The 15,385-nt window shown below is 66.5% G+C and carries 16 protein-coding genes; 2 read left to right on the top strand and 14 right to left on the bottom strand.

The genetic code is table 11. The annotated features are described in order from the left end of the window. Nucleotides 1-3: 3 nt before the first annotated feature. The 10 genes from ACTXG5_RS26035 to ACTXG5_RS25990 all read right to left on the bottom strand — a co-directional run bounded on the left by ACTXG5_RS26035 (nt 4) and on the right by ACTXG5_RS25990 (nt 9,888). Nucleotides 4-342, bottom strand: a complete 339-nt coding sequence (locus tag ACTXG5_RS26035; protein WP_267731436.1) for a DUF6285 domain-containing protein — start codon at nt 340-342, stop codon at nt 4-6. After that, nucleotides 339-1,385 (bottom strand): phosphotransferase family protein, encoded by a 1,047-nt coding sequence (locus tag ACTXG5_RS26030; RefSeq protein ID WP_445161524.1) that lies wholly within the window; start codon nt 1,383-1,385, stop codon nt 339-341. The genes ACTXG5_RS26035 and ACTXG5_RS26030 overlap by 4 nt, the downstream gene beginning before the upstream one ends. Continuing rightward, nucleotides 1,382-2,620, bottom strand: coding sequence for an acyl-CoA dehydrogenase family protein (locus ACTXG5_RS26025; protein ID WP_445161523.1), 1,239 nt, complete (start codon nt 2,618-2,620; stop codon nt 1,382-1,384). Before ACTXG5_RS26025 ends, ACTXG5_RS26030 begins: the two co-directional genes overlap by 4 nt. Nucleotides 2,621-2,643: 23 nt before the next feature. After that, nucleotides 2,644-3,273 carry a TetR/AcrR family transcriptional regulator gene (locus ACTXG5_RS26020; protein WP_445161522.1) on the bottom strand — a complete coding sequence of 210 codons (630 nt, stop codon included), beginning with the start codon at nt 3,271-3,273 and terminating at the stop codon, nt 2,644-2,646. Continuing rightward, a complete protein-coding gene (locus tag ACTXG5_RS26015) occupies nt 3,273-4,181 on the bottom strand; it encodes a hydroxymethylglutaryl-CoA lyase (protein WP_445161521.1) in 909 nt (302 codons plus the stop codon). Before ACTXG5_RS26015 ends, ACTXG5_RS26020 begins: the two co-directional genes overlap by 1 nt. Beyond that, nucleotides 4,178-5,383: a CaiB/BaiF CoA transferase family protein gene (locus ACTXG5_RS26010; protein ID WP_445161520.1), complete on the bottom strand. Its 1,206-nt coding sequence runs from the start codon at nt 5,381-5,383 to the stop codon at nt 4,178-4,180. The genes ACTXG5_RS26015 and ACTXG5_RS26010 overlap by 4 nt, the downstream gene beginning before the upstream one ends. Then, on the bottom strand, nt 5,380-6,585 hold the full coding sequence (locus ACTXG5_RS26005) for an alpha/beta fold hydrolase (RefSeq protein WP_445161519.1): 1,206 nt from the start codon (nt 6,583-6,585) through the stop codon (nt 5,380-5,382). The genes ACTXG5_RS26010 and ACTXG5_RS26005 overlap by 4 nt, the downstream gene beginning before the upstream one ends. 1 nt (nt 6,586) lies before the next feature. Then, nucleotides 6,587-7,678 carry a homogentisate 1,2-dioxygenase gene (locus ACTXG5_RS26000; protein WP_445161518.1) on the bottom strand — a complete coding sequence of 364 codons (1,092 nt, stop codon included), beginning with the start codon at nt 7,676-7,678 and terminating at the stop codon, nt 6,587-6,589. 179 nt (nt 7,679-7,857) lie between these two features. After that, entirely contained in the window at nt 7,858-8,826 is a 969-nt protein-coding gene (locus tag ACTXG5_RS25995; protein ID WP_445161517.1) for an NADPH:quinone oxidoreductase family protein, read from the bottom strand. Nucleotides 8,827-8,889: 63 nt separating this feature from the next. After that, nucleotides 8,890-9,888: an acrylyl-CoA reductase family protein gene (locus ACTXG5_RS25990; RefSeq protein WP_445161516.1), complete on the bottom strand. Its 999-nt coding sequence runs from the start codon at nt 9,886-9,888 to the stop codon at nt 8,890-8,892. A 22-nt stretch (nt 9,889-9,910) separates the two neighbouring features. Between ACTXG5_RS25990 and ACTXG5_RS25985 the strand changes: the two genes are divergently transcribed. Then, nucleotides 9,911-10,768, top strand: coding sequence for an oxidoreductase (locus tag ACTXG5_RS25985; protein ID WP_445161515.1), 858 nt, complete (start codon nt 9,911-9,913; stop codon nt 10,766-10,768). Nucleotides 10,769-10,839: 71 nt separating this feature from the next. On the opposite strand, the gene ACTXG5_RS25980 is transcribed toward ACTXG5_RS25985, so the two are convergent. The 3 genes from ACTXG5_RS25980 to ACTXG5_RS25970 form a co-directional block, all read right to left on the bottom strand. Further along, nucleotides 10,840-12,048: an acyl-CoA dehydrogenase family protein gene (locus ACTXG5_RS25980; RefSeq protein WP_445161514.1), complete on the bottom strand. Its 1,209-nt coding sequence runs from the start codon at nt 12,046-12,048 to the stop codon at nt 10,840-10,842. A 29-nt stretch (nt 12,049-12,077) separates the two neighbouring features. Then, nucleotides 12,078-13,475 (bottom strand): acyl-CoA dehydrogenase family protein, encoded by a 1,398-nt coding sequence (locus ACTXG5_RS25975; protein WP_445161513.1) that lies wholly within the window; start codon nt 13,473-13,475, stop codon nt 12,078-12,080. Between the two features lie 82 nt (nt 13,476-13,557). Continuing rightward, nucleotides 13,558-14,337: an inositol monophosphatase family protein gene (locus ACTXG5_RS25970; protein WP_445161512.1), complete on the bottom strand. Its 780-nt coding sequence runs from the start codon at nt 14,335-14,337 to the stop codon at nt 13,558-13,560. A 78-nt stretch (nt 14,338-14,415) separates the two neighbouring features. On the opposite strand from ACTXG5_RS25970, the gene ACTXG5_RS25965 reads away from it, so the two are divergent. Beyond that, a complete protein-coding gene (locus ACTXG5_RS25965) occupies nt 14,416-14,832 on the top strand; it encodes a group III truncated hemoglobin (protein ID WP_445161511.1) in 417 nt (138 codons plus the stop codon). 5 nt (nt 14,833-14,837) lie between these two features. Here the strand turns inward: ACTXG5_RS25965 and ACTXG5_RS25960 are convergent, their stop codons facing one another. After that, complete coding sequence (locus ACTXG5_RS25960; protein WP_445161510.1) at nt 14,838-15,266, bottom strand: pyridoxamine 5'-phosphate oxidase family protein; 429 nt, start codon at nt 15,264-15,266, stop codon at nt 14,838-14,840. Nucleotides 15,267-15,385 lie beyond the last annotated feature (119 nt).

Genomic DNA, 15,385 nt, shown 5'->3' with positions numbered 1-15,385 from the left:
CTCCTATTCGCTGTCGTATCCGGGATGGGCAACCGCTAACCGATTTCGCACCAGGGTCCTCAGGCCGGAAAGGACGTCCGCGGCACGCTCGTCGAGTTCGCCGGCCCGGATGGCGGCGGCAAGTTGTTCCTCGTCGGGGAAACCCAAGCCGGCCAGCGCGGCCCGCGATTCGGCCTCGCTCTCGTCGAGCAGTTCGCGCTCGACGATGCGCAATGCGTTGGCGGCCACCCTGGAGTGGAAATTGACCTGTCCGCTGGTCGCCGCCCGGACGTCGGTTTCCAGGAATTCGGCCACCGCGGCCACGAGTTCGGCCGCCAGCGGGCGACCGTAGGCGCCGATCATGAGCTCGGCCCCGATTGCCCGCCTTCTCCTCGCGCCGCTGCGCGGCGCGCATCGTCGCCGGGCGCCTCCTCGAGCAGGTTGAGGATGTCCCACTCCGTTTCGCTCACGCGGCGGCCGATCGCCGCTAGTTCGACCGAGCGGGATTGACCGCTCAAATGCCGCTCCGCCTGGTAGCGGCAGATGACGCCCCAACGCAGCGTGGCCAGCACCAGCCACCAGTGCAGCGCCACTCGGTCGACGGTAGTGGCGCTGGCCTGCTCGTAGGCGCGCACGAAGTTCTCGATGCTGCCGAGGCCGCCGGCGCCGAGGCTGGCCGGGGCGCCGAACCGCCAGGCGCGGATGCAGAACCACGCCAGGTCTTCGTAGGCCTCGCCGAGATGTACCAGCTCCCAGTCGAGGACCGCGGCCAGATTGGATCCTTCGACGATGAGGTTCCCCATCCGATAGTCCCCGTGCACCAGAACCCTCGCCGACGGTGGCGGACGGTGGGCGGCCAGCCAGCGAAACGCCCATTCGAAGGTGGCGGTGGTGTCGTTCATCGCGTCCAGCCGCTCGCGGTACTCCACGAGCTGGTCCTCGTACTCCAGGCCCGGAATGTCCGCGTCGGCACGATGAATGGCGGCCAGTGCCTGCGCGCACTGCCGGAGCAGCTCGGTTCGGCGCGCGCACCCGTCGGCGGTGTCGAGCTGGCGCGCGATGCGCCGGACGATGGTCTCGCCCTTGATCTCGTCGCAGACAAGAAATGGATTGCCCAGTGCGGCAAGCGAATCGTCGGCGACCAGAATGTGGGGGACCGGTGCCCCGGCGGCGGCAGCGGCGGCCTGTGACCGGGCTTCGAGCTCCATGCCCGCGTGCACGTCGTCGGGTGGGCCAGTGCGCAGGATCAGCGCGCGGCGTTGGGCGCCGGTGACTGCGTCGAACGCCCAGGTGGTGCGGCTGGCCCCACCGGTGAGCGCCCGCAGATTCTCGACAGTGGTCGGATCGCCGAGGGCCGCCGCCAGCACCGTGGCCAGTTTCGTGTCCAGCGCTTCAGCGTCGGTCACTGCTTGCCAAACTTGAACAGCCGCTGCGCCACTCGGCGAATCTGAATTTCCTCGGCCCCCTCGGTAATCCGGTAGCGGCGGTGGTGGCGGTAGATGTGCTCGAACTGCTCATGACGGCTGTAACCGAGGCCGCCATAGACTTGCATGGCGCGGTCGGCAGCGTCGCAGACCAGTCGGTTGGCGCGATAGTTCGCCATCGAGACTTTGTCCGACACCTCCATGTGGTGGTTGCGATCCAAATGCCAGGCGGCGTATTGCACCAGCAGCCGCACCATCTGCGCTTCGGTCTGCAGCTCGGCCAGCGGCCATTGCACGGCCTGGTTGACCGCCAGCGGCTTACCGAACACTATTCGCTTGCCGGCATATTCGGCGGCGCGGTCGATACAGTATTGGGCCGCGCCCAGGCTGCTCGCGGCTTGGCGAATCCGGTTCTCGTGCAGGAACGTTTGCGCGACCTCCAGGCCGCGGTCCACCTCGCCGAGGATCGCGTCGGCGGGCACCCGCACATCGGTCAACTCGACTTCGCCGTGGTCGGTGGGCATATTGAACGTCCACCAGTAGTAGGGGACGTTGAACCCAGGCGTGTCGGTCGGGACCAGAAACGCGGTGATGCCCCGGGCTTGCCCCGGCTCACCGGAGGTGCGGGTGAAGATCAAGTCATGGGTCGCCCGGTGGACCCCAGTGTTGAACCGCTTGGAGCCGTTGATCACCCAGCTGTCGCCGTCGGGTTCGGCATGGGTTTCCAGCCAGGTCGCGTCGGATCCGTGCTGGGGCTCGGTAAGCCCGAAGGCCATGGACCGCTCCCCGGTGATCAGCGCCTCCGACCACGCCCGGCGCTGCTCATCGGTACCGAAGCGCTCCATCATGATCACCTGGGGAAAGTTGCCGACGATCGACGACTCGTTCTGCAGGTCATTGTGCAGACCAAGTCCCTTGTGCGCCAGGTGCTCCCGGATCACGGCCATGTCGATGTTGGTACCGTCGCGCCCGCCCAGCGAGGTCGGCAATCCGTAGCGTAGCCAGCCCGCCTTGTCGGCTCGTCTGCGCATCTCGGAGAGCAGGTCCTCCCACTCCCGCGTCGGGATACCGTCATTGTCCCAATCGGTACGCGCATGCTCTCGGCGCTGGTCGAAATACTGGATGTTTTCGCGTTCCAGCGGCTTGATCTCGGTCTCGATGAACGCATCCATCTCGGCCAGTACGCCCGGAAGGTGTTCTGGGAGAGTGAAATCCACGGTGATCTCCTCAAGATCTCTCGTTATGCGCCGTACAGAGTCTTCTTCCAAACCGTCGACAGGGTGGCGATCGCGTCCTCGTCTCCGATCTCCAATCCGAGGCCGGACTGCCCGACAAAGACGGTGGTGAAGTTCTCGAACAGCAGCGCGATGGCCGCCGCGGTGTGTTGCGGGTTGAGCTCGGCGCCGTAACCCTGCTCCTGGGCGCGGCGGACCGAAGCGGCCACGATGTCCATGCCAAAGCGCCGAAACTCGTTCTGCACGGCGGCGAACCGCTGCTGGGTGGTGGCCAGTTGCGCCACGGCGATCATGATGCCGATGTTCTGCTTGAAGATGTTCCAGTATCCGGTGACCACCGATGTGAAGAAGGCGTAGTCGTCTGGAGAGTCTGGCAGATGCACGCTCAACCCGGACGGGGCCACGACATCGTGCAGGAAAGACTCCGCCAGGGCGGCGAGCAGGTCTTCCTTATCGGCGAAATACCGGTAGAACACCGCCGGTGATTTCCCCGCGGCCGAGGTGATGTCGGCCAGTGTAGTGCCGTGAAAGCCCCTTTCGGCAAACAGTTTTCGCGCTGCCTGCTCGATGGCCTGCCTGGTCTGGCGACCTTTGGATGTCAGCGCCCGCGACGATTCGGGGGCGGGCACGCCCATCAGTTCCTGATCCGGTCGCCGGCGCGCAGCAGCGCGCTCGGCAGGTCATGGCGGACAGCCGATTTCGCGACATCGGCTGCGGCAATCGCCGCCCGCAGGTCGACGTCGACATCGATACCGCTATCGGTCAGCAGGTAGACCAGATCCTCGGTGGCGATGTTGCCGGTGGCCCCCGGCGCGAACGGACAACCGCCCAGGCCGCCGACCGAGGCGTCCAGCCGGGTGACTCCGGCACTGACCGCCGCATACGCGCTGGCCAGCCCGGCACCGCGGGTGTTGTGGAAGTGTGCACCCAGCGGCAAGTCGCCGATCACCGGACGTAGTTGGGAGATCAGCGAACTCACCCGGCCCGGCGTGGTGGTGCCGATGGTGTCCGCGATCGACAGGCGGTCGGCCCCACGGTCGCGGGCGGCCGCCGCGATGTCGAGCACCCGCTGCGGCGGGGTGGGGCCTTCGAACGGTGAGTCCCATGCGGTGGCGATCACGACCTCGACGGTGACGTCGCTGCCGTGCGCGATCGCGACGATCTCGTCGATCTGGTCGGTGGCCTCCGTGCTGGTACGCCCGACGTTGGCCTTGCTGAATGTGTCGTCGGCGGCCACCACGTATTCGATCGACCGCAGCCCCGCGGCAACGGCGCGCTTGGCGCCGTTCGGGCTGGCGACCAGGGCGGAGAATTCGATGTCGGGGTAGTTGTGTAGCTGCGCGGCGAGTTCGGCGGCATCGGCCATCGACGGCACCTTCGTCGGGGACACGAAAGCCGTGGCCTCCACCTCGCGTACGCCGGTGGCGGCCACCGCCGCAAGCAGTTCCAGCTTGGCCGACAACGGGATTGGCTTCTCGATCTGCAGGCCGTCGCGCAGCGACACCTCACGGATATCGACGTGGGTATTCTGGGTTGGTTTCACAGCACCCCCTCACTGCGCAACTCCTCGAGCTCTGCGGCGGTTTTGCCTAGCAGCTCCACATAGACGTCGTTATTGTGTTGTCCCGGACGGGCCGGCCCGGCGCTGCGAACTCCACCCGGCGATTCCGACAGCACCGGAACGACACCGGGCCCCAAGACATTGCGCCCGATGCGTTCGTCGTAGTGCTCGACCAGCATTCCGCGCGCTCGCAGCTGAGGGTCTTCGACCACCTCCGCGACGGTGTTGATCGGACCCGCGATCACGCCCGCGGCACTGAGGGTTTCGACGATGTCTGCGGGCTGCCGCTCGGCGGCCCACGCGCTGATGATCTTGTCGAGTTCGTCCTGGTTGCGGCCGCGGGCGCCGTGCGTGGCGAACCGGTCGTCGCCGGCCAGCTCCGGGCGTCCCATCGCCGTGCACAGCCGGGCGAACACGGTGTCCTGGTTGGCGGCGATCACCATCCAGGAATCGTCGGCGCTGCGATAGATGTTGGATGGCGAGATGCCTTCCAGCCGGGTGCCCGACGGGCCGCGCACCACGCCACCGACGTCGTAGTCGGGAATCGTGGATTCCTGGATGGCTAAACATGATTCGGTCAGCGCGACGTCGACGACCTGGCCTTGGCCGGTCACACTGCGGCGGTAGAGTGCGGCCATCGCGCCCTGGGCACCGAACATGCCGGCCAGGCTGTCGCCGAGGGAGAGCGCAATCCGGGGCGGCGGTCCACCCGGAAAACCGTTGAGGTGCCGCAGTCCACTGGCGGCCTCGGCCACCGAGGCGTAGCCCGCCTTGTGCGCGTCGGGTCCGGTCTGCCCGTAGCCGGATACCCGGACCAGGATGATGCCCGGGTTGCGTGCGCTGAGCACGTCGTAGCCCAGGTTCCACTTCTCCAGTGTTCCCGGACGGAAGTTCTCCACCACGATGTCGGACTTCTCGACGAGCTCGAGGAACAGTTCTCGGCCGTGCGGCCGGCGCAGGTCGAGCGTGACGGCTTTCTTGTTGCGCGCGGCCACCGTCCAGAACACGTGGTGCCCGTCGAGTTCGGCTTGGCCCCAGGTGCGCAGCGGGTCCGGGGCGCCCGGCGGTTCCACCTTGATGACCTCGGCGCCCATGTCCCCAAGCAAGCGGCCGGCGAACGGACCCGCGATCAAGGTGCCGAGTTCAAGCACCCGGATGCCGTCCAGCGGTCCGCTAACGCTCATTCCGTGCTCGCGAAATCGTGCCGGATCAGCCAGTCGGTGACGACGTCAACGGCCTGGCGCAGCTTGTCGCGTTGGTCTTGGCCAGCGTAATAGTGTGTAGCGCCGGGGATTTCGTGCATCTCCTTGTCGGGATGCCCGATCGCCTCGAACAGCCGCCGGGTGTGGCTGGGTGTGCAGGCGTCGTCGGCCAGGTTGCCGATCACCAGCGCGGGGATCGCGATGTCGCGCCCGGCGTCGACGCCGTCGCCGCGGGCGTCGTCGTAGCTCCATTGCGATAGCCAGCCGCGCAATGTCGAGAAGCGGCCCAGCCCGACCGGGCTCATGTTCACCACCTGAGGGTCACCCAGGTAGCAGGTCCCCGGGGTGCGCTCATTGGGATCCACGGTGGGATCCAGCCATCGGGGGTCGGCCATCGTGCCGTGCACGACGAATCCGAACTCGTCGTCGGGGCGGCCCTGGGCGGTCAATTCAGCCAGCTTCTCTTTGACCCATGCGGTGATGCGGCGGTTGCGGTCGATCTGAGCTTGACGGTACCGGGCCAGGAATTCCTGGGAGTAGGGCGGTTGGTTGGGGTTGTCGGGGTTGTACAGATCCAGCTCGGGATCACGCTTGGTGGGGTCGGATTCGTCGAGGATGGACGCGTCGAGCCATTCGGTCAGCGTGCCGTGCCGGCTGATGTGCGCGGCCAGCAGCATGATGCCGTCGGCGGCCGGCAGCTCCAGCGCGGTCAGGTCCGGGCCGTCGCCGGACGGGCTCGACGTGATCGTCGCGTGCTGGGCTTGTTGCTGGTAGAACACCGACAGCGAGCCGCCGCCACTCCACCCGGCCAACACCACCTTGGGGTAGCCCAGCCGGTTCTTGGCGTCCTTGATGCACTCGCCGAGATCTTCGACCACCTTCTCCATCAGCAGGGCCGAATCCGTGCCGCGGAACCGGCTGTTGCAGTAGATGACGTGGTGGCCGGCCCGGGCCAGCGCGTTGATCATCGGCAGGTATGCGCCGCCGCCGATCGGGTGCATGAACACCAGCACCGTGTCCGACGGCTTGTCTTTCGGCTTGAGCAGATAGCTCTCCAGCACGGTGATTTCGGCCAGCCCGCCGTAGACATCCCGGACGCCGGAATTGTTCTGGAAGGCAACCAGATAGGGAATCCGTTCGTAGTCGTGCTTGACGGCGTGCTTCACGGTTTGCGTGCTCCCCATGTCAGTGTTGTCCGAGGTCGTGGGCGAGTACCTCCGCCGACGGTGTCAGGCGGCGGCGGGTGTCGATGGCGATGACCTGCCAGTCGACTCGGGAATGCTCGTCGAACTTACGGCGTGCTCGTTCGCGCGCCTTTTCCGGCGCGCCGTGGTGAACCCCTTGCGGCGCATGGGAAATCAGGCCAGGAGGCATCGGAATGCCATAGAGCGAGCCGCCGTGGAAGAACGCGATTTCGTCGTAGTCGACGTTGCGGTGATACCAGGGCGTGCGTTCGGTACCGGGGACGCCTTCGGCGGGCTTGGGCAGGAAGTTCATCACGTAGACGCCGGTGGCCTGCATGAACAGATGCACGGTAGGCGGCAGGTGGACACTGTCGGAGGTGATGACGTTGTAGTCGGCGATGTTGAAGGTGAAGGCGAAGTTGTCGCCGCGCCATCCTTCGACGTCGAGCGGATTGTGCTGGTAGAACAGCGTTGTCGGGCCACCGTCGTGGACGAGCCGGACCTCGTACTCGTCGCGGCCATCATCCTCGCTCGGGGCCGGCTCGGGGATGGTGGCCTGCGAGGGGTCGAACGGGAAGTGCCGGCCCAGCGGGCCGGGCGGTGGCACCCGGAATTCGTCGGTCGCCTCGATCATCAACAGTGTGGTCTCGCGATCCGGCAGCTGGCGCCACGTGCACGCCTTCGGGATGTAGACCCAGTCGCCTTCCCGGTAGCGAAGCGGGCCGAACTCGGTCTCCAGCAGCCCGGCGCCTTGGTGGACGAAGCACAGCAGATCCCCGTCGACGTGGCGGGCGAAGAACGGCATCGGCTCGGCGCGACGGCTCAGCAGAACGCGGCAGTCGTCGTTGCTGAACATCAGCAGCGGCCCGCCGTTGGCGTCGGTGGCATCGCTGGGCTTGAGCTCGCTGGACAGCACGTCGATCGGGCGCAGCGGTCCGACCGACCGGTAGGCGGTGGGGTCGTGGCGGCGGTAGATGTTGGCCGTGCGTCCGGTGAAGCCGCCCCGGCCCAGCTCGTCGTCCTTGAGTCCGTCGAGGTCGGCGTGCAGGCGTTGCGGTGTCCTGCCTTTGCGCAGGTGGACAAAGGATTCCATGAATCGCACTCCTCGGAGCTGACTACAAAACTGAAAGTGACATTACTTTTCCTTTTGCTGCCGCACAAGGGCCTGTGCTGCCGCCTCAGCCGGCATGTCCACCGAGACTTAATCCGTTGCGAACCGCTCCGGCGTGTCTTCGCAGAGGTTTAAGTGTCGTCGATTCAACGGTGCCGGGTTCAGCGGATGCGCAGCACAACTTTTCCTTTGGCGGTGCGGTTCTCCATCGACGCGACCGCGGCGGCGGCTTGCTCGAGCGGGTAGACATCCGGCTGCGGGGGAGGCAATTGGCCCGAGCTGAGTAGGCGCTCGAGGCCGGCCCACTGCTCGTCCAGCGCCCCGGGGTGCGTCGCCGTCCAGGCACCCCAGCCGACACCAACCACATCAATGTTGTTGAGTAGCAGCCGATTCACCTTTACGGTGGGAATCTCACCGCCGGTGAAGCCGATAACCAGCAGCCGGCCCCCCGGAACAAGCGAGCGTAGGGAGTCGGTGAACCGGTCACCGCCGACCGGGTCGATGATCATGTCGACGCCGCGGCCACTGGTCAATTTCTGCACCGCATCCTTGAAGCCTTCGGCCAACACCACGTCGGTCGCGCCTGCGGCGGTGGCGATCTCGGCCTTCTCCTCGGTGCTGACCACCGCGATGACGCGGGACGCCCCGAGTGCCGGCGCCAGCCGAAGCGTCGACGTTCCGATCCCGCCGGCTGCGCCATGCACGAGCACCGTCTCGCCCTTTTGCAGGCGGCCGCGCACCGTCAGCGCGAAGTACACCGTCAGGTCGTTGAACAGCAGGCCGGCTCCCGCCTCGAAGCTCACGTTGTCCGGCAGCTTGAACACGCGGTCGGGTGACAACACGGCCACCTCGGCCATCCCGCCGGTGAGCATCGTCAGGCCGACGACCCGGTCGCCGGGACGAACATGAGCGTTGTCGGGTGCCGAGCGTACGACCCCGGCGATTTCGGCTCCGAGCACGAACGGCGGATCCGGGCGGTACTGGTAGAGACCGCGGGTGAGCAACGCGTCGGGGAATGCTGCGCCGGCGGCGTGCACGTCGACGACGACCCCGTCGCCGGTGGGTTCGTCGACCTCGGCCACCTCGACCGCGTCCGGACCATCTAACCGAATCACCCGTGCTGCACGCATGCTGCCTCCGTCATCGATAGGGCCGGAAGCCTCCGGCCAGCACTCGAATAGCCTACTGCCAGCTCAGAATCCACCGGCGACTCGTACCACCGCGCGGCCGGAGTAGGTGCCCGCGCGCAGTTGATCCAGCACCGCGACGACGTCTTTGACGTCGACATCGCTGGTGACCGCGTCCAGGTGCCGTGGCCGCAGCGAGTCGCCGAGCTGCGCCCACAGCTTGCGGCGCCGCGCAATCCGCATCAGCACCGAGTCCATGCCGAGCAGGGCGACGCCGCGCAGGATGAACGGCATCACCGTGGTGTGCAGCGCGGGCCCGCCGGTGAGGCCGCTGGCCGCCACCGCCCCTCCGTAGTCGATGGTGCTGAGCACATCGGCCAGCGTCGCGCCCCCGACACAGTCCACCCCGCCCGCCCAACGCGTCTTGGCCAGCGGTCGCGGCTTGGCCCCGGGATCGGCGGGCAGCCGGCCGATAACCTCAGTAGCGCCAAGCTCTTTCAGCAATCCGGCGGCCTTTTCCTTACCGCTGGAGGCCACCACTTGATAGCCGGCGGCGGCCAGCAGGTCCACGCTGACCGAGCCCACACCGCCGGAGGCGCCGGTGACGACGATGGGTCCGCCGTCGGGTGTGAGGCCCCAATCGATCAGCGCTTGCACGCTCATCGCGGCAGTGAAGCCGGCGGTGCCGATGGCGGCGCCCTCGTGCGGACTCAATGCGCCGAGCGCCACCACCTGGTCGGCCGGCAGCCGTGCGTACTCGGCGTAGCCGCCGTGGTGGCCAGTGCCGATCTGATACCCGTGGGCCAGCACCTGGTCGCCGACGCTGAAGTCCGGCGACTGCGACTCGACGACTTCGCCGGTCAGGTCGATTCCGGGAACGATGGGATAATCGCGGACGACGCCGCCCTTCGGCGTCAACGCCAGCGCGTCCTTGTAGTTGACGCTGGAATACAGCACCCGGATCGTCACTTCACCGGGCGGCAGGTCGGACTGGCTGAGCGTCTCGACCGACGCGGTGATCCGGTCACCGTCTTGGCGGGCTACCAGCGCGTGAAAAGTGTCCATACGTCGACGCTAACCTCACCCTATGGATCCCTTCCCGCTTGGTCGCTTTTCGGTAGCCCGGATCGGCTTCGGGGCTATGCAACTGCCTGGTCCCGGTGTGATGGGGCCTCCGCGCGATCGTGACGAGGCGCTGGCGGTGTTGCGCAGGGCCGTCGAACTCGGCGTCGACCACATCGACACCGCCCAGTTCTATGGCCCCGACGTCGCCAATGAGCTCATCCGCGAGGCGCTGCACCCGTACCCGGAGAACTTGGCTTTGGTGAGCAAGGTCGGCGGGCGTCGCGATGACGCCGGTGCCTGGCTGCCGGTCAGCGAGCCGGCCGACCTGCGCCGCGACATCGAAGCGAACTTGCGAACCCTCGGTGTCGAGCAGTTGGCCGCGGTCAATCTGCGGCTCTTCGAGAGCGACGGGCCAGACCAGCTGTTCGACGATCAGCTCTCGATCATGATTGATGCCCGCGACGAGGGACTGATCGGCGGGATAGGGCTGAGCGGCATCAACCGTGAGCACCTGCTGCACGCATTAGATCGCACCGAGATCGCTTGTGTACAAAATGCTTTCAATCTCGTTCTCCGGGACTCGGCCGCAGTGCTAGAGGAGTGCACGAGGCGGGGAATCGCGTTCGTTCCGTTCTTCCCACTGGGGGCGGGTTTCACGCAGCCGAACCCGGTGCTCAGTCACGAGCTGGTGGGCAACACCGCCGAACGACTCGGGTGCACACCCGCGCAGGTCGCGTTGGCATGGACGCTGAGCGTGGCACCCAACGTGCTGCTGATTCCGGGTACCTCCTCGGTGCGCCACCTCGAGGAGAACTTGGACGTCGCTTCGATCGAGCTCGACGAAGACACTCGTGAGCAGCTGAACGCAATCGCTGCCTGATGCCGCCACGCGTTCGACGCGCGACCGCAGCCGAGGGCCCGACGGCGAGGTCGACCCGCCGCGTCCGATCGCTACTTGAGTTGGGCGGACGAGAGGCCCAGCAGGCGGCGGGCGACCACGAGCTGCTGAATCTGCTGGGTGCCCTCGAAGATGTCCATGATCTTCGAATCACGCGCCCACTTCTCCAACAGCGTCTGCTCCGAATAGCCTGCGGTGCCGGCTAATTCGACAGCCTTCAAGGTGATATCGCTGCCCACCCTGCCGGCCTTGGCCTTGGCCATCGATGCTTCTTTGGAGTTGGGGATCTTGTTGTCGGCCTGCCAGGCCGCGCGCAGCGTCAGCTGGTAGGCGGACTCCCAGTCGGCCTCCATCCGCAGGAATTCAGCCGCGGCCGCGCTCTGGGCGTGCGAGGGCTGGTCGTAGGAGATCTCCACTCCGGCCTCGGTCAGGATCTTGCGTAACTCTTCCAACGCGGCACGGGCAATGCCGATCGCCATACCCGCCACGACCGGGCGGGTGTTGTCGAAGGTCTCCATCACGCCGGAAAACCCTTGGCCGGACTCGATTTCGGGATTGCCCAGCAGGTTGTCTTTCGGTATCCGGGCATTGTCGAAACGCAGGACCGCGGTATCGGAGCCCTTGATGCCGAGCTTGTCCTCGAGCCGCTCGACGCTGACACCGGGATGTTCGCGCGGCACGATGAACGATTTGATCGCCGCGCGGCCCTGTGACTTGTCCAGCGTCGCCCACACCACGATGTGAGTGGCCCGCGAACCCGCGGTGACGAAAATCTTTTCGCCGTTGATGACGTACTCGTCGCCGTCCAACTTGGCGGTGGTGGAGACCGCCGCGGAGTCGGAGCCGAAGCCGGGTTCGGTGATAGCCATCGCCGCCCACACCCGGCCCAGCCGGCTCAGCTGCTCGTCGGTGGCCACTCCGCTGATCGCCGCGTTGCCCAGGCCTTGATAGGGAATCGACAGCATCATTGCCGCGTCGCCCCAGCAGGCCTCCAAAGTCTGTAACACCGCCGCCATGTTGGCCCCGTTGCGGTTCTCTTCCTTGCTTTCGCTACCCCGGAAGGCGTCCGCTCCGGCAAGGCCCAGCGCGTTGGACTCAGCGGCTCCGGAAAACATGCTGGCCAACGTGTCGAGCTCGACCGGGTACGCATGCTCCTTGAGGTCGTATTTGCGGGCGATGGGCCGCATCATCTCCGCGCCGGCCTGGTGTGCCTTGTCGATCACCGCTTGCATTTTGCGGGGCAGTTCCAAATTGATTGCCATGATTGGTCTTTCGCTAGTGACGTGCGGAGCTAGATGACGACAACGCCCTCGGCGACACCGATGGCCCGCAGGTCGCGGTACCAACGCTCGACCGGGTGTTCTTTGGTGTAGCCGTGGCCGCCGAGCAGTTGCACGCCGTCCAGGCCGATTTGCATGCCCTTGTCGGCGCCAAGCCGCTTGGCCAGTGCGGCTTCGCGGGTGAACGCGAGCCCCTGTTCGGCACGCGCCGCGCCGCGCCAGGTGATCAGCCGCAGCCCGTCCAGCTCGATGGCGATGTTGGCGCACATGAAGGCCACGGCTTGACGATGGGCGACGGGCTCGCCGAACGCCTCGCGTTCCTTCACGTACGGGATGACGTAGTCGAGTACCGCGTGCGAGGTGCCGACTGCCAGCGCCGCCCAGCCCAGCCGGGACAGCGCGATCGCCTCGGAGTAGTCGTCGTCGGTGGCTTCGTCTTCGCCCAGCCGGGCATTCAGCGGCACCGACACCCCGGAGAGCTCGAGCCGGCCCAGGGCCGCGGCGCGGATACCCATGCTCGGATCCGCCTTGACGGTAAGGCCTTTGGCGGACGATTCGACGATGAACAGTGCCGGCCTGCCGTTCAGTTGGGCGCCGACGATAAACAGCTCGGCGTCGGCCGCAGCCGGGACCAACGACTTCACGCCGTCGAGCCGGTATCCGCTCGGTGTGCGCACCGCGGTGGTCTTCAGCCGGGTGGGGTCGAACAGCGGTTGCGGTTCGGCGATCGCCACACAGGCCTGCGGGACATTCTCCCCGGCGAACGCGGGCAGATAGGTGGCCTGCTGGTCGGCGCTGCCCCAGTGGGTCAGCGCGGACGCCACGCCGCCCGGTGCCAGAATCGGCAGCGCCAGACCCATGTCGCCATAGGCCAGTGCCTCGGCCACCAGCACATTGGTCACGCTGGAGCGGTGTGCGGCGATGCCCTCGAAGTCCTCGGGGATGTTGATCGCGGTGATGCCCAGTTCTGCGGCCTTCGCGATCAGGTCGGGTGGATAGCTCGCCGCCGCGTCGGCGCCGGGCGCCGCGGGCCGCAGCACTTCTTCGGCGAATTCATCGAGGGTCTCGACGATCATCTTCTGTTCGTCGTCGAGCCTCAGGTCGTAGTAGTCCTTACCACTGGACTTGAGCCGGGTCGGTCCACTGCGGAGGTTCTGGACCCGCTTGAACTGCCGGGAAGCAGCGCCGGCAGTGGAGAAAAAAGTTTTGGTGCCGTAGCGCAGGCCCCGGTTGAACGGGTCGCGCAGCTGGTATTTGTCCAGGAACTCCTGGCCGACGATCGGGGTCAGCACCGCCATGGCGATGTCGATCCCGGTGCGCTTGTGTGGTTGCATCCCGACACCGGTTTTGCGGCCGCGCCGTTTTGCGCGTGAGCGGGAGGTGTTTGAGTCGGAGAAAGTGTCCGTCATTTCAGCAGCCTCGGTCGTTGGGGCGATGCGGTGACGAGCCTATCTTACTCCGGAGTAAGATAAAGCGGGCTTGTTAATTAATTCACACACCAAGGCTGCCGAGCACACGCTCATGTAGCAGGCCGTTTGTCGCCACGGCACTGCCGCGGTGCGGGCCCGCAATCCCGTCCAGGCCGGTGAACGTCCCGCCCGCCTCGCGCACCAGGACGTCGAGTGCGGCCAGATCCCACACTGATACCTCGGGTTCGGCCGCGATATCGACGGCGCCCTCGGCGACGAGACAGTACGACAGAAAGTCCCCATAGGCGCGCACCCGCCATACCGCGTCGGTCAGCTCGATGAAGCGGTCGCGCAGACCGCACTGCGCCCATCCCGACAGGCTGGAAAACGAGAGGCTGGCCGAATCCAGTTGTCCCACTGAGGAAACCGACAACGGACGTGGTGGCCCACCGTCGACAGAGACGAACGCGCCCCGGTCGCGGGCGGCCCACCATCTGCGTTGCAGGGCCGGCGCACTCACCACGCCGACCGACGGGACGCCGTCTTCGAGCAATGCGATCAAACTGGCCCACACCGGTACCCCGCGCACGAAGTTCTTGGTGCCGTCGATCGGATCGATGATCCATTGCCGTCCGGTGAATGTGGGGGTCCCACCGAACTCCTCGCCGAGGATGCTGTCGCCGGGCCGCTGGCGTCCGAGCTCCTCACGCAGGTCGGCCTCGACCGCGCGGTCGGCGTCGGTGACCGGAGTCAGGTCCGGTTTCGTTTCGATGCGTAGGTCGAGCGCGCCGAACCGGTCGCGAGTCAGCATGTCCGCGCGGTCGGCCAGCGCGATCGCCAACCCGAGATCGTCCTGGCTCATGCCAGCAGTCCTACCACGGCGGGCGCGCAGGGACTTTTGGCCCTCACGCCCGCCGCCTTGCGACGCGATGATGGAACGATGCACGACGCGCACGCGGACCTGGTCGACGGCGCCGACGTCGAGGCGCTGCTGCGTCGCTTCTACGACCGGGTGCTGGTCGACGAGGTTCTGTCCGAGCCGTTCGCTGAGCTGCGGTCGGTCGGATTGGACGCGCACATCCCGGTCATCTGCGACTTCTGGGAAACCGTACTGTTCGGCGCGGGCCGCTACCGGGGCAGCGCGCTGCGCGTTCACCGCGTCGTTCACCAGCGGACTCCGTTATCCGCCCAGCATTTCGTGCGCTGGCTGACGGTCTGGCGCGCCACCGTCGACCAGATGTATCGGGGGCCGGCGGCCGAGCGAGCTAAATTGCAGGCCGGCCGGATTGCGTGGGCGATGCACCGGCGGCTGACGGGCGTCGACGCAGGGGAGCTCGACGCGCTGCTCGCGGGCTGAGCGCGTCAGGCAAAGGATGCGTTCGGATCGGGTTCCGGGCCGAACTTGAAGTGGCGACCGGTGATATCGGACGGGGTCACCCGGACGTAGTGCTTCTTGAGCGTCGCCGTCCAGGGCATCAGCTGGGCGCGTTCGGCTTCCTCGATCTCCGCCGCGGTGCGCAACACCCGTGCGCGGCCTCTGACGATCACACTCCAGCCTTCGGCGACGTTGTGGTCGTCCGCCTCGAACAGCACGACGCTGTTCGTCACGGCGGAAAACAATTTGGTGCCCTCGGCGGTTCGAAACAACACGGTCCGGTCCTGCACGGCATAGTTCACCGGGAAGATCTCGGGCTCACCGGCGAAACTGCTCACTAGCCGGCCCAAGGCGGCGCCGCCCAACCTGCGCCAACTCTCGTCTTCTGACAAAACGACAGCGGGCTCATCAGTCATGGACCTCACCTTTCGTTGGCGCAGCAGTTCCCTGTCGACGCTACGGTGAATCCGCGTGAGTCAGTAGGGTCCTAGGTCTCTTGGCGCGGGACCGTCCTCGCCGCAGGCGCCCTACGATG

It is taken from the genome of Mycobacterium sp. Dal123C01, from assembly GCF_052566995.1.
Note: the sequence above shows the minus strand (reverse complement) of the source record. Positions and strands in the feature narration are given on the sequence as shown.